Annotated in this window: 14 protein-coding genes; 1 reads left to right on the top strand and 13 read right to left on the bottom strand. The window is 31.1% G+C overall.

Annotated elements, in window-relative coordinates:
* Positions 1 to 87 precede the first annotated feature (87 nt).
* On the top strand, positions 88 to 888 hold the full coding sequence (locus tag GFJ99_RS11185; protein ID WP_153208833.1) for a TIGR00266 family protein: 801 nt from the start codon (positions 88 to 90) through the stop codon (positions 886 to 888).
* Positions 889 to 960: 72 nt separating this feature from the next.
* Here the strand turns inward: GFJ99_RS11185 and GFJ99_RS11180 are convergent, their stop codons facing one another.
* The 13 genes from GFJ99_RS11180 to GFJ99_RS11120 form a co-directional block, all read right to left on the bottom strand.
* A complete protein-coding gene (locus tag GFJ99_RS11180; protein WP_153208831.1) occupies positions 961 to 3,084 on the bottom strand; it encodes a prolyl oligopeptidase family protein in 2,124 nt (707 codons plus the stop codon).
* Between the two features lie 109 nt (positions 3,085 to 3,193).
* A complete protein-coding gene (locus tag GFJ99_RS11175) occupies positions 3,194 to 3,748 on the bottom strand; it encodes a type 1 periplasmic binding fold superfamily protein (protein ID WP_153208829.1) in 555 nt (184 codons plus the stop codon).
* Positions 3,749 to 3,759: 11 nt separating this feature from the next.
* The gene (locus tag GFJ99_RS11170; protein WP_238990096.1) at positions 3,760 to 6,141 is read right to left on the bottom strand and encodes a TonB-dependent receptor plug domain-containing protein; all 2,382 of its coding nucleotides are present in this window, start codon (positions 6,139 to 6,141) and stop codon (positions 3,760 to 3,762) included.
* A gap of 64 nt (positions 6,142 to 6,205) precedes the next feature.
* Positions 6,206 to 6,514, bottom strand: coding sequence for a hypothetical protein (locus GFJ99_RS11165; protein ID WP_153208827.1), 309 nt, complete (start codon positions 6,512 to 6,514; stop codon positions 6,206 to 6,208).
* 445 nt (positions 6,515 to 6,959) lie between these two features.
* Complete coding sequence (locus GFJ99_RS11160) at positions 6,960 to 7,949, bottom strand: aspartate-semialdehyde dehydrogenase (RefSeq protein ID WP_153208825.1); 990 nt, start codon at positions 7,947 to 7,949, stop codon at positions 6,960 to 6,962.
* Positions 7,950 to 8,102: 153 nt separating this feature from the next.
* The gene (locus GFJ99_RS11155; RefSeq protein ID WP_153208823.1) at positions 8,103 to 8,747 is read right to left on the bottom strand and encodes a hypothetical protein; all 645 of its coding nucleotides are present in this window, start codon (positions 8,745 to 8,747) and stop codon (positions 8,103 to 8,105) included.
* Positions 8,722 to 9,288, bottom strand: coding sequence for a transposase (locus tag GFJ99_RS11150; protein WP_153208821.1), 567 nt, complete (start codon positions 9,286 to 9,288; stop codon positions 8,722 to 8,724). Before GFJ99_RS11150 ends, GFJ99_RS11155 begins: the two co-directional genes overlap by 26 nt.
* 111 nt (positions 9,289 to 9,399) lie before the next feature.
* The gene (locus tag GFJ99_RS11145; RefSeq protein WP_153208819.1) at positions 9,400 to 9,945 is read right to left on the bottom strand and encodes a hypothetical protein; all 546 of its coding nucleotides are present in this window, start codon (positions 9,943 to 9,945) and stop codon (positions 9,400 to 9,402) included.
* Positions 9,946 to 10,006: 61 nt separating this feature from the next.
* Positions 10,007 to 11,002 (bottom strand): RHS repeat domain-containing protein, encoded by a 996-nt coding sequence (locus tag GFJ99_RS11140; protein ID WP_370514059.1) that lies wholly within the window; start codon positions 11,000 to 11,002, stop codon positions 10,007 to 10,009.
* A 226-nt stretch (positions 11,003 to 11,228) separates the two neighbouring features.
* On the bottom strand, positions 11,229 to 11,537 hold the full coding sequence (locus tag GFJ99_RS11135) for a hypothetical protein (RefSeq protein WP_153208815.1): 309 nt from the start codon (positions 11,535 to 11,537) through the stop codon (positions 11,229 to 11,231).
* Positions 11,538 to 11,543: 6 nt separating this feature from the next.
* A complete protein-coding gene (locus GFJ99_RS11130; RefSeq protein ID WP_370454314.1) occupies positions 11,544 to 12,668 on the bottom strand; it encodes an RHS repeat-associated core domain-containing protein in 1,125 nt (374 codons plus the stop codon).
* A 210-nt stretch (positions 12,669 to 12,878) separates the two neighbouring features.
* Positions 12,879 to 13,616, bottom strand: coding sequence for a hypothetical protein (locus GFJ99_RS11125; RefSeq protein WP_153208811.1), 738 nt, complete (start codon positions 13,614 to 13,616; stop codon positions 12,879 to 12,881).
* 4 nt (positions 13,617 to 13,620) lie between these two features.
* Positions 13,621 to 14,631 (bottom strand): RHS repeat domain-containing protein, encoded by a 1,011-nt coding sequence (locus GFJ99_RS11120; protein ID WP_370514058.1) that lies wholly within the window; start codon positions 14,629 to 14,631, stop codon positions 13,621 to 13,623.
* Positions 14,632 to 14,685: the final 54 nt, after the last annotated feature.

Here is a 14,685-nt window from a genome sequence, read left to right as displayed (position 1 = left end):
TCTCTTTTATAGAGAGCATTTTTTGTTTAAATTAGTTTCGTAACATTTTTTTAAAATTTCCGACCAATAAATAAAAATCAAACAATTATGCAAGCACACGAAATAGATTACCAAATTTTTGGCGAAGAAATGCAATATGTAGAAATAGAACTTGATCCGCAAGAAGTTGTAGTAGCTGAAGCTGGAAGCTTTATGATGATGGATAGCGGTATTAAAATGGAAACTATTTTTGGCGATGGAAGCCAGCAAGAAGGTGGAATTTTCGGAAAGTTACTATCTGCTGGTAAACGTGTTTTAACAGGCGAAAGTTTGTTTATGACGGCTTATCAAAATGTTGAGCATGGAAAGAAGAAAGTTTCATTTGCCTCGCCTTATCCTGGAAAAATTGTACCAATTGATTTAAACAAATATGGCGGAAAATTCGTTTGCCAAAAAGATGCATTTTTATGTGCTGCAAAAGGAGTTTCAGTAGGAATTGATTTCTCTAGGAAACTTGGACGCGGACTTTTTGGTGGTGAAGGTTTCATTATGCAAAAACTTGAAGGAGACGGAATGGCCTTTGTTCATGCAGGTGGAACGTTAGCAAGAAGAGAATTGCAAGCTGGTGAAATTTTAAAAGTAGATACAGGTTGTATAGTTGGTTTTACCAAAGATGTAAACTATGATATTGAATTTGTAGGCGGAATTAAGAACACTATTTTTGGTGGTGAAGGTGTTTTCTTTGCTACACTTCGTGGCCCAGGAATTGCCTATATTCAATCATTACCATTCAGTCGTTTAGCCGATAGAATTATACAATCTGCGCCACAAATGGGCGGAAAAGACCGAGGAGAAGGAAGCTTACTTGGTGGACTCGGCAACCTTTTAGATGGGGATAATAGGTTTTAATTTTATTTGAGTGTAAATCAAAAAAATCCCGTTTCATGGTGAAACGGGATTTTTTAATAATTGTGTTGTAATTTATTTTTTTAATTCTCTAACGCCCATATTATATAGAATAAAAGCTTGAATATCTACCTGCTCATTAATAGTTGCTTCTGTAGATTTTCCTGCTCCGTGACCTGCATTTACGTCAATACGAATTAATGTTGGGTTAGTACCAGTTTGTTTTGCTTGTAATTCTGCAGCAAATTTAAAACTATGTGCAGGAACCACTCTATCGTCATGATCGCCAGTTGTAACCATTGTTGCAGGATATTTTGTTCCTGCTTTTACATTATGTACAGGAGAATATCCTTTAATATATTCAAACATTTCTTTGCTTTGCTCGCTTGTTCCGTAATCGTAAGCCCAACCTGCACCTGCAGTAAAAGTATGATAACGTAACATATCTAAAACGCCAACTTGTGGAATTGCAACTTTCATTAAGTTTGGACGCTGTGTCATCGTTGCACCAACTAATAAACCTCCATTTGAACCTCCTTTTATTGCTAAATAATCGGAAGAAGTATATTTTTCTTTAATTAAATATTCTGCAGCAGCAATAAAATCGTCAAATACATTTTGTTTTTGCATTTGTGTTCCTGCATCGTGCCATTTTTTGCCATATTCACCACCACCGCGTAAATTGGCAACAGCATAAATACCACCGTTTTCCATCCAAACAGCATTTGCAATACTAAAACTTGGTGTTAAACTAATATTAAAACCTCCATAAGCATATAAAATAGTTGGGTTTTTGCCGTTTAATTCTGTTCCTTTTTTATAGGTAATAATCATCGGAACTTTTGTACCGTCTTTTGAAGTGTAGAAAATTTGTTTCGATTCGAAATCTTCTGATTTGAAATCAACTTTTGGTTTATTATAGACTTTAGAATTTCCGGTTTTAGAGTCAAATGCATAAATAGTTCCTGGTGTTACATAATTTGTAAACGAATAATACAAAGTAGTTTCTTCTTTTTTACCACCAAATCCACCAGCAGAACCAATGCCCGGCAACTTAATATCACGGACTAATTTACCTTCGTAATCATATTGTTTTACAAGAGATACAGCATCTTTCATATAATCCGCAAAAATAAATCCACCACCTGTTGCTGTAGATAATACATTTTCAGTTTCAGGAATAAAATCTACCCAATTTTTTTGACTTGAATTTGCTAAATCAAATGTAACCACTTTTTTATTTGGTGCATTGTAGTTTGTTTCAACATAAAATTTAGCGCCAACATTATCAATTACATTATAATCGTTTTTAAAATTATTTACAAGATTAATGATTGCACCATTTTTAGATAAATCTTTATAATACAATTCATTACCAGATGTTGAGGTCGCAGCCGTTATTATTAAATAATTTTCGTCTTCTGTAACTGCCGCACCTACATATCTTCTTTTTTCGTTTAAACCAAAAATCACTTTGTCTTCTTTTTGAGAAGTTCCTAATTTATGGTAATACAATTTATGTTGATCAGTTTTTGCTGAAAGTTCACTTCCTGTTGGTTTATCATAGCTCGAGTAGTAAAAACCATCGTTTTTGTACCAAGACATTCCGCTGAATTTAACATCCACAATAGTGTCGCCAACAATTTCCTTAGTTGCCGTTTTTAAAACAATCACTTTTCTCCAATCGCTTCCGCCTTCAGAAATAGCATAAGCAGCCATGGAGCCATCTTTAGTAAAACTAAGTCCACCTAAAGAAGTTGTTCCATCTTTTGAAAATGTATTTGGATCTAAAAATATTTCTTCTTGTCCAGAAGCATCTTTTCTGTACAAAACCGATTGATTTTGTAAACCATCATTTTTATAAAAATAAGTAAAATCTCCTTCTTTAAAAGGTGCTCCTATTTTTTCGTAATTCCAAAGTTTTTCTAGTCTTTCTTTTAATTGGCTTCTAAAAGGAATTTTTTCTAAATAGCCAAAAGTAACTTCGTTTTGTGCTTTTACCCAAGCTTTGGTTTCTTCGCTATGATCGTCTTCAAGCCAAAAATAAGGGTCTTGAATAGTATCGCCAAAGTAAGTAGCTAAGGTGTCTACTTTTTTAGTTTCAGGATAGGTAACACTCATGTCAATTTCTTTGATTTCTTCTTTTTTACAAGCCACAAAAGCTGCAGCAGTAAATAATAAGATTAATGATTTTTTCATATTCGTTTTTTTCTGTTCCAACAAAAATAAGGATTTGATTTTAACTAGTTGTTAAAAAACACAAAACGACTGAAAATTCAGTCGTTTTGTACTAAATATTGCTGGTTTATTAATCTATTTCTATATTAAAAGACACTTGTGCATCTGTACTTCCTTCTGCATTAGTTATGTCTCCATTTGCTACTCCATTTGCAGACTTTATTGGTTCATGTCTTAAGGTAACTGTTAATGTTCCCGTTGAACCAGAAGTTCCTGCTACTAAAGTAAATTCTAATCCAATTGGATCTCCATTTACATCAGTATCATTATAAGTCACTGTGCCTAAAGAAGCGGCTAGTTGGTAAAATACCTGATGTTCATCTCCTTCTTCTTCCACTTCCATTGTAATATCTTCTGCAGGATTTGCTAATTCATTTGAGAATGTTGTTGAACCTAAATAAGTTCTTCCTGCTACTAAATTTTCTGAAACAGTAATTATTGGAGTATTTGGGCCATCGCCATCTAAGTCTGTTGAAGTTAAAGTAATAACTTGTCCACCACCTGTTAATGTTGTCGTAACAGTTGTAATAACTTCTTCTTCATTTACAACGGTATCTTCGTTAGAGCAAGAAGTTAAAATTAATGTAGGAATTACAAATAAGGCGATAAGTTTTAAATTTTTCATGATGTGATTTTTTAATAATTAAATTTTAATTGAATTTGAATATTTCTACCCATTTCGTCTACAAAAAAACGTTGACGATTTAGGTAATCTCGATACGTTGTGTTAGCAATATTTTGGATACTAAATGAAGTGGTTAAGCTATTTTTTTTATTGATATTAAAAGTCATTTCGCTATACAAATGTAATAAATGATAGCCTTTTGGTGGCGAACTAATATCAACAGTAACAGGTGTTAATACATTATTTACAACAATGTTGGTTTCAAAATTATAATTTGGAAATTGATTTTGACTGAAAACCAATTCACTTTTTATCTCGGACACAAAATGGAACCAAGATTCATTTTTATATTGAATTTTATTATTGATGACAAATGGCGGCATATCTATTAAATACTCATCAGTATTTAGATTTTGTCCATTTACATAGGCTAATCCTAATTCGTGTGAGAAATGATTCGAAATAGTCCATTTGGTATTGACATCAAAACCAGTTAGTAAAGCTTCTGTTTGTTTGTATTCCCAAACTGGAAAAGCCCCGCGAATAGTAGTTTCAAAACCAATAGGTTGCAAATAAATGAAATTCGAAATTCGATTAATAAACGGATTAAGTTGCACTTGAAATAATTTCCAATCTTTCTTAAAAGTGGTATTGAATTTATACGCTTGCTCTTTTTTTAATCGTAAATCACCCAATTCAATTTGACCAGTAGAATGGTGTAATCCATCGCTAAATAATTCAGACGGATTTGGATTTCGAGAAGCCAAACTCATATTCACTAACCATTCCATTTCATGATGAAATTGCTTTCTAAACCCAATGTTTGCTGTAAAATTATGATAATCAAAAGTAGGTTTTGTAAGCCATTGATTGCCTTCGTCACCCACAATAAAATGAGAAAATTCAGCATCATAGCCACGTTCGGTCCATCTTGATTTTAAATAATATTTTGTCGCTTCAATAGTCGAAAAATCATAACGAATTCCCGATTCTAACGAAGTCGCATTGTCAATTTTATAAACGGCAATTCCGTATAAACCGGCATCCAATTTTTGATAACTCGGAATTAATGGTCGAACTCCTGTTTTTGGATTCGCAAAATTATTTTGGTAACCTAAATTTAGACCCGATTTTATTTTCCAGTTTCCAATAGAAGTTTTGTAATCGGTTAAAAAAGTATGCGTAGCCAATTGTAAATCTAAAGCCGCTTTGTCGGTGTTTGCGTTTGTTCTTCTAATATCAAATTCCAAACGGTTGTTAAATTGAAATGCGTATTGAAAATCTAACGAACTATTATCATTTAGCCATCTTTGATAATTAATTTTTGCTAAATGATGTTGCACTTCTTGTTTTGGGGCGTTAATCGAGTAGCTAAAAGGCTCAATTACGCTTGGTTGTTGGTTGTTGATGGAATTGTATAAATCATTTACATTTCCAATATGAGATGCTTTGATGATTCCAATTTGTGCATTGTAAAAACTGTACATCGCATTGAAATTATATTTTTCTTGAGCATAACGAATGCCTCCTGAAAAATTTTGTTCTCGATTTCCAGAATTTGACAACACATAATCTGGTGTTTCGCGATCTCCTAAGTATTTGAAAGTGCCTAAAGCATTCCAACTCCAACCATAACGATTTCCTTTTTGAAGACTTGAACTCAAGCTTCCGCCCATTCCGTTAGAAGCTAAGTTGACAATTGTTTTTCCAACCAATGTATCTTTTTTAATTACTTCGGGTTCGATGACAACAATTCCGCCAATCGCATCACCACCATATTGCAAAGCCGAAGCACCTTTAATCACTGTGATTTTTCCAGCCGAATTAATGTCGAAATTAGGTGCGTGTTCTGTTCCCCATTGTTGGTCTTCTAATCGAACATTATTATTGATTATCGGCACACGATTACTATGTAAACCATTAATTACTGGCTTAACAATAGTACTTCCTGTTTTTAAAATGGAAACTCCAGACACTTCTTTCAAGGCTTCACCCAAGGTTTGATTGCTAAATTTCTCAATAGTGGCACTTTTTAGAACTTGTTCGTTACTACTTTCACTTTTTGAATTAGAAAGTTGTTTTATGGTGATATCTTCTAATTTGGTAACATCTAATTTTAATTGACGATTGATAGTTAAATCGCTTGAAATTTCGATAGTTTCCTCAATAACATGATAGCCTATAAACGAAATATAGAATTTCTGTTTGCCTTTTGGAATGCCAGATAAAACATAAGTTCCGTTTGTATCGGTTGAAGTAGTTTTATTGGCAATGTGTACGTGAGCATCTCTCAATGGTAAGCCATTTTCATCCGAAATAACGCCCGTAATTGTAACTTGAGCGTATCCAAAAAAGCCAACCAAAAAGAAAAATAATATCGATAAGAATCGCATTTCTTTTAGTTTAAATGTAACAACAACGTATCATTATTTTTGGTAATGAAATCGTATTAAATAGTTAAACTAAAACAGGTGGACCTCGAAGGTAGAACGAATTTCCTTCAAACGTAATGCAAGTTTCATTACTGTTGAATTGATAGGGAATTTCGTAAAAAGAAGGAATAAAATTAAAATGTAAAACTTCTGGTGAAAGAAAAGCCACGAATTTGAAATCACAAACAGGGCAATTTTCACTTTCGGTAAACGTTTTTTCAGAAGATTTAAATGTTACATGATGCAAATCATCACAACATTCTGTTTTAACATGGTGTTCGTGAGAAAAAGCATGTATAGATTGATAACAAACAGTAAATAATACTGCCAGCATCAGTCCGATATTTATATAAAGTAGCTTCTTTTTCACAACCACAAATATACAGCTTTTAAGGATAAGCTAAAAAAGAAACCACGAATTAACGATTTTTTAAGTTTTGATGACTTATTTCGTTAGTTCGTGGTTGTTTGTTTTAGCCACGGATTAAAGGATTCAAAAGGATTCAATCCGTGTTAATCTGTGTAATCTGTGGCTAAAATTATACTAAATGATTTGCAACCAAATATTTAGAATTGAGCGCAAAGAAATTCTTCTTGCCACGGATTAAAGGATTCAAAAGGATTCAATCCGTGTTAATCTGTGTAATCTGTGGCTAAAATTATACTAAATGATTTGCAACCAAATATTTAGAATTGAGCGCAAAGAAATTCTTCTTGCCACGGATTAAAGGATTCAAAAGGATTTAATCCGTGTTAATCTATGTAATCTGTGGCTAAAATTATACTAGATTATTTTCAACTAAATATTCCGCAATTTGAATCGTGTTCGTAGCTGCTCCTTTTCTTAAGTTATCCGCTACAATCCACATGTTTAATGTGTTGGGTTGGCTTTCATCTCTTCGGATTCTGCCTACAAAAACATCGTCTTTTCCTTGCGCGTAAATTGGCATTGGATATGAATACGTGTCTAAATTATCTTGAACTGTTACACCTGGCGTGTTGTGTAAAATTTCACGCACTTCGTTTACATCAAAATCATTTTCAAACTGAATATTAACTGCTTCACTGTGTCCGCCAACGACTGGAATACGAATTGCCGTTGCTGTAACCGCAATAGTGTTATCGTTTAAGATTTTTTGTGTTTCACGAACCAATTTCATTTCTTCTTTGGTGTAACCGTTTGCTTCAAAACTATCACATTGTGGAATCGCATTTCTATGAATTGGATATTTATATGCCATTTCATCTTGAATTCCCGCATATTCGTTTTCTAACTGACGCACGGCTTTTACACCAGTTCCAGTAATAGATTGATAAGTAGAAACTACAATACGTTTGATATCATATTTAGCATGCAAAGGCGCTAAAGCCATTACCATTTGAATCGTTGAACAGTTTGGATTTGCAATAATTTTATCTTCTTTAGTTAAGATAGAAGCGTTGATTTCTGGAACTACTAATTTCTTCGTCTCGTCCATTCGCCAAGCGGAAGAATTATCGATTACGGTTGTTCCGGCAGCAGCAAATTTTGGAGCCCATTCTAAAGAAGTTTCTCCACCTGCCGAAAACAAAGCAATCTCGGGTTTCATATCAACAGCGGTTTGTAAACCAACCACTTTATAGGTGTTCCCTTTCCATTCGATTTCTTTCCCAACTGATTTTTCAGAAGCAACTGGAATTAACTCGGTTACAGGAAAATTACGTTCTGCTAATACTTGAAGCATTATTTCGCCTACCATTCCGGTAGCGCCAACTACGGCTACTCTCATTTTGATGTGTGTTATTTAATGATGCAAAAATATAGAATAATCAAATGACTTAGCAAATATTGATGAAATTATAACAAAAGTTTTGATTTGTAACGGGATTTTAAAAATTTATATTTGTAAATCCATTTTAGACAAGACAATAAGTTTGAAATATTACTGAAATTCTTCTGAATCAATTTTTTCCATAATTGTAGCATTGAGAGAATCAACATTAAAACTTGCATTACCCAAGAAAGGAGAAATTGGAAGATCAAAATCAATAAGTTCTTCAGGTAATACAGTACGAATTGAAATTGTAGAAATGTTTTTCAAATGATTTTTATCTTGCTTAATTATTTTTATCAAATAATTTAAATAAGAGGTTTCCAATTGATTAAAAGAATATTTTTTAGATTTTATTAATCTGCAATCATAACTAACTCTTTTATCATTAAAATAAATTGTAAGTTCACATAAATTCATATAAAAATAAACAAAATCGCCTTTTTTATTTTGTAAAAAAGAAGTCTGAGCTTTTAATATTGTTTCATTCAAATTATCAAAAATAAATTTTGTTTTTTTAGCATCTAAATTTAGATCACTTGTTTCTATAAAATCAGCATTATTATAAATGATTCTGTTATTGCTATTTACAATGTCTTGTTTTGTTGTGTATAAACAAAAATAAATTGACACTAAAACACCAATTGTTATTAAAATGATTAAATAAATTTTAAAATTTTTTTTCATTGTTTTTTTTTCTTTGCTCTCACTGGAATCCTTACGCGTGGTTCTACAATTTAAAATATTTAAAAACACAAACATGGTCTAGTAATCCTTTTTCTCCAGCATAGTCAGGAGCACTACTATATTTGTAGTCTTTAGGTCTAAATACTATTCCTTCTTCAACTGGATTATTGTGAATATAATCTATTTTTTGTTGAATAACTTCATTACTCCATAACTCAATTGGTTTATTGTCATGTCTCCAAAATTGAAAATTGGTTGTGTTTGAACTTTTTTCAGCTTCTTTCTTAAAATAGTCTAATAGAAATTCTTTTCTGCTTTCTTTTGGGTTTTCTTGTATGGCTTTGACAACGCTTCTACTTGTAAACCTTTTAAAATCGCCTAATAAAAGTTCTGGTTTTTGATTTTCTATACTTCTAAAAATTAAATGAACATGGTTGGTCATTATGCACCAAGCATGTATTTCCATTCCTTTATTTTTTTGACAAAATTCTAAACTTTCTAAAACTAAATCTTTGTATTCATTTCTTGTAAAGACATCCAACCAACCCACAACAGCAAAACTTACAAAATATAATCCTTCAGGATTATGAAACTTATAATTTCTACTCATTTTTTCTTTTTATCAAAAATAATGAAACCTTTGTTGTTAATCAAGTGCCACGCGAAGGGATTCGCGCGGGAGCGGGGGATAATCTTTCCAAGTTTTCTTAGGTTTTAATTACTAATAATTAAACCAATAAATCCCTGATTCTTCTTCGAATTTTCCTAAATAAAAAACCCCATAATCTAAATTAATCAGAAAACATCTCTTTGAAACAGCATCAGGTATTACCCCAGGAGCAAAATCATCTTTTGTAACTATAGAGTGATAAAATTTATTAAAAAATATTTTATTTATTTTTTTGAAATTTTTATTTTCGACAAGAACATCTGTTCCAACATAGTAATCTCCATAATTACAATTTCTACCTAAATAATATGATTTATTGTTATTATTAATATAAAATTTTAGTTTAACATCACATCCACTTTTATAAGAATTATTTGGAATGAAATATATTGTATCTTTTAAATTTACAGACCAAAATCCATCAGCAACTGTTTTATTATTAGAAATTAATTTAAACCTCTTATATTTAATAGTTTTGATAATTATCTCTTCATCTAAATTAATAAAATAGCTTTTTCCAATTCGATTGTTTTTGTCAACATTTTTAAAGTATAAAACTTCATGGTTGGAATTTAAGTTTTTATTAACTTTATTCAAATTGAAATTAACACAAGAAATTAACATAAAAAAAAAGGAGTAATACAGGTATTTGAAAACTCTAACTTTTATTTTTCTTTTCATTTTTCTTTTTTTCTTTTTGTTCTGTTTTAAACTTTGTTACTGCTCTTTGAACTGCTTGGTATATAATCATTGCTTCCGAACCATTTTTGTATTGGCTTGGTCTAGGAGAATAACCTTTTTTCATTCCATCAAGAATTGTCTGTTCTTCTTCGGAAATTTTATTTGCCAAAGGGTTAAATGCAAAAAATTTATAATGATGAGAATGTTCTACAGATTTGTTTCCATTTATATTTTCTTCAAAATGAGCCTCGACTTCATGTGAAACATCATTCATAAGATTAATGACATTATTTTCATTAATGTTATTTTCATTAACCAATATTAAATGATGTTCATATTCTGTTTCATTTAATATGTCTTCTTTATTCATTCCTAATGCTTCGAAAATTGAAACATATTCATTATATGTTTTTTTAGCTTTCCCTTTTAATTTAAATTTTTTTCCATTTTGTTCTTCTCGAGATTTTCTATCATCAACTCTTTTTATGTTAGACGCCATCACTTTTAAATCCTCAAAATCATATGTTCTTCCACCCCAATTATTATCTTTTTTAAGTTTTTTAGGATTAATATTTACAATATGTAATTTGATATTGCATTTTGTTTCATCTTGAACTTTGTCGTATAATTTAACTAAAATCTCATCTTTAGAAATAATTTCGAAAAAAATTTCTCCAAAATCAGCCATTTTCCCTTGTAAAATTAATTCTTCTAATCCTTCTAATTCAATAGCATCAATAACTCTATTCCCACTAAATGAATATGGCGTATAATGGGGATAAGATTTAGTCAATGGATCCACCGCAAAAAACCTACCCACTCTTGGGTCGTGCATTCTAAAGGTGTAATTTAGAGAGTTTCCTTCCCCTTTTAACTCATCATCTTTTTCTTGTCCTTGGAAGCCGTAACGATAAGCAGGGCTTGATGCGTGGCGGTTAGGCACGAGCATTCCGAAAGCGTAGTAGTTGTGTATAAGAACGTAGGGTAAAAATACTAAAATTTATTTATAAAAATCATCACTAAATCTGCAACACGAGGTTTCATTTTTCATCATTTGCTTCGATTTAAACCCATTAAAAAGCAAAAAAGACGAACTATGTAGCTCATCTTTTTTACAATTATTTTTAATTTTAAATGATTATTAATTGGTTAGTGTTTTGGTTGTGAGTCATCACTAAGTTTGAAACATTAACCCCAAATTACCATTTTATCTCTGGAATATTGTTTCTTAAATAGTTGTTTTGTTTTACAAATGATACAATATCTAAATAATCATAATATATATCTTGCCACTCAGTACCATCAAGCCCATGAGCTAAATAAAATGATGCCTCAAACCACATTTCCTCTTCATGAAGCAAGCTTCTTTTTCTTTTTAAAGAAAACTCCACAAGATTTAACGCTATCTCAACTGTTGAAATATCAGGTGAAATATAATAATCCTTTCTATCACTTCTAAATTTAATAACATTTAATCTTAAAGAATTTATTTTTTTAACAATATCCATTTGAATTTATTTTGGGTTATCAATTTTTTTAAAACTTGAATTAGTCTCATAATTTAAAACATCACTTTTTATCTGAAGACCGCCACCTTCAACTGGATTTCCAAATTTATCATAGTAGGGTGCTAAATTTTTCTGATGAGTGGAAAAAATAACTTTTTGACTACCTTTCGTTGTAACCATATAAGTTTCTCCAATATCATCAAGTCTTAATCCAATTTGCTCAGGTGAGGTACCAGGTAAAGCATAATAAACTCCTTTTGTTCCCTCATATCCTTTAAGCCTATATTGTATAAGTACAGTTCCTTCTTCTAAAGTTTCAGTATAAACTTTTTCATCAAAATTAACATAATCTGTCTGCAATCCCCAACTTTTAGCTAATGTTTTTCTTATTTGGATTTTTTGATTTAAAGGAGAGGATTCTATAATCTTGTATGTGCCGTTTAATGCTCCATTAAAAGTCCCAGCAGTTTTTAAAGCTAACTTAGAATTAGCAATTGTTTTAAAGATTCTTGTGTTTTTAACATAACTAAAAGCACCTTCTGTTGCAATATCTAAAGCTATTTCAGGAACGCCTACTGCAACCCCATGTGATATAATATTTGTTGGGTTTGCGAATAGTAATTTTTGTCTATCATTTTCAACTTTTTGCCATTGAGCAGACTTTCTCTGTCTTTCCCTTTCTTCAGCAGTCCTATTATCTTGTGTAATTGTTGGTCCATCATAATCATTATGTTTTTGTTGCATTTCTTGTAAAGCTTTTTCAGCAGCCTCATAGCTTGTGTAATAATTTACTGCTGGTCCTGCATAAACAATCTGATTATCTTTAATGGCAAAAGTTTCTTCTAATCCTTCCAATTCTCTGAATGCTATTACTTTATTTCCTGAGAATTGATAAGGCGTATACCAAGGATATTTCTTCTCAAGCGGGTCAGTTGCAAAAAACCTACCCACTCTCGGGTCATGCATTCTAAAAGTGTAATTTAAAGAATTTCCTTCTCCTTTTAGCTCATCATCTTTTTCTTGTCCTTGGAAGCCGTATCGATAAGCAGGGCTTGATGCGTGGCGGTTAGGCACGAGCATTCCGAAAGCGTAGTAGTTATATGTAAGAACGTAGGGTAAAAATACTAAAATTTATTTACAAAAAGCCATCACTAAATCTGCAACACAAGGTTTACCATTTCATCATTTTCTTCGATTTAAACCCATTTAAAAGCAAAAAAGGATAAACTATATAGCTTATCCTATTTGTAATTATTTTTAATTTTTAAATGATTATCAATTAGTTAGTGTTTTGATTATGGGTCATCACTAAGTTTGAAACATTACCACTCTATACTAATTTTAATAACTAAACATAAAATTACGATGTTTGGAATAGTCAAAAAAAACGTTATTCAAATTAACGGTCATTGTATCACCCACAGTAATTGTTTCGTTTCGGTCCATAGGATAAAACTTTTTTATAGACAAATTAATAAGTTTAATACGACAAGTAAAATAAAGTGAATCTAAAATAACTTCTTTATCTACAATAATCCCAGATAAATTTATTAATTCCTCATCATTTTTATTAATAAAAGTATTAGGACAATTAATGTCAAAAATATGACCTTCTTTAATAGGTTGAATTAAATGTAAAGTATCTTTTAACTTAAACAAGTTAAATAAATATTGTGCTTTTTCTTTACGTTTTTTTTCACAATAATAAAAATCATTGTATTCCCATTTCTTTTCCTCGATAAGTTCATCTAACTTATATGGCTTTTCATGATATTTTCTGTGAAGGCATATTAACATAATATCAGTCATAAAACTAAAATCTTCTATCCTATTTTTTTGAAAAAAATAAGAAATCTTCTTTCCAATTGAATCATTTCTAAAAAATGACTCATAGGATTTGTTTTTACCCTCTTTAATTGTTATATAAGCTGTTTCTTCTTGATTATTTTTAAAAGTATCTAACTCTTTTTTTGAAAAATACTTTTCAAACTTAATTAAACCGTTTTCAAACTCATCATTGTTTTTACTGCATCTAACAAATAAAAAAAGTAATAAACCTATTCCTAAAAATAATTTCAATATTTTACTTGTTTTCTTTTGTATAATCAATAGGTTTTCCATTTTCATCTCTAATAGGTTTGTTTTTTGACCCAGGTAAATTTTCTTTTACTGTTTTATCTTTTTCTGTTTTAAAATCATAGAACTTTAATTGTCCAATTTTATTAACTAAATACACATTAAGACTATATTCTTCAGCCATCGCTTTATCACCCTCATAACCACCTAAAGGGCTATGATTTTTCCCACTAAAATTTAAACTGCCTTGAGCATGGGAATGAGCTAGCGCTACTGTTATTCCCGGTAAATAAATTGTTGGTCCCCAAATCATATGACTTTGATCTTCAGGCGCAAGTGCATTTATTTTGAAAGGACCATCCCTTCTATTTCCTACATCTAAAGGTGAAACAAAACGCTCTCGACCTTCAACAATTTTGCCTAACAAGTATACTTTTCCTGATACTTTTGTCCCTTCAGCATTGAATAATTGTACCTCATTGATTCCAGCACCATATTCTTTATTTACAATTACGGATTTTGAGTTAATTTTATTCCCAAAATATTCTGCTGCTTCATCTGCGGAATTAAATGTTTGATATGTATTATTTAAAATCTCATCTTTCATATAATTATATAAAAACGAGGCCTCTTTCTTATTTAAAGCATCAATTTTTTCCTTTATTTTTTCAGGAAATTGGTTCGAATGAACTACTCTAATTTCTGTACTATTTCCAATTTTTCCAATAAATTTTCCATCAGCTGCATATATTTCCTCTAATCCTTCTAATTCTCTAAAAGCAATGACTTTATTACCACTAAAAGAATATGGTGTATAATGAGGATATTTATGAGTCAACGGGTCAATTGCAAAAAATCTTCCCACTCTCGGGTCGTGCATTCTAAAGGTATAATTTAAAGAATTCCCTTCCCCTTTTAACTCATCGTCTTTTTCTTGTCCTTGGAAGCCGTATCTATAGCTATTGCTGCTTCCGTGGCGGTTTGGTACGAGCATTCCGAAAGACTGGTAGTTGTGTATAAGAACGTAGGGTAAAAATACTAAAATTTATTTACAAAAAGCCATCACTAAATC

This window comes from Flavobacterium sp. LMO6, assembly GCF_009495795.1.
Taxonomy (GTDB): Bacteria; Bacteroidota; Bacteroidia; order Flavobacteriales; family Flavobacteriaceae; genus Flavobacterium.
The sequence above is the reverse complement of the archived record's forward strand: the minus strand, read 5'-3'. Positions and strand labels throughout refer to the sequence as shown.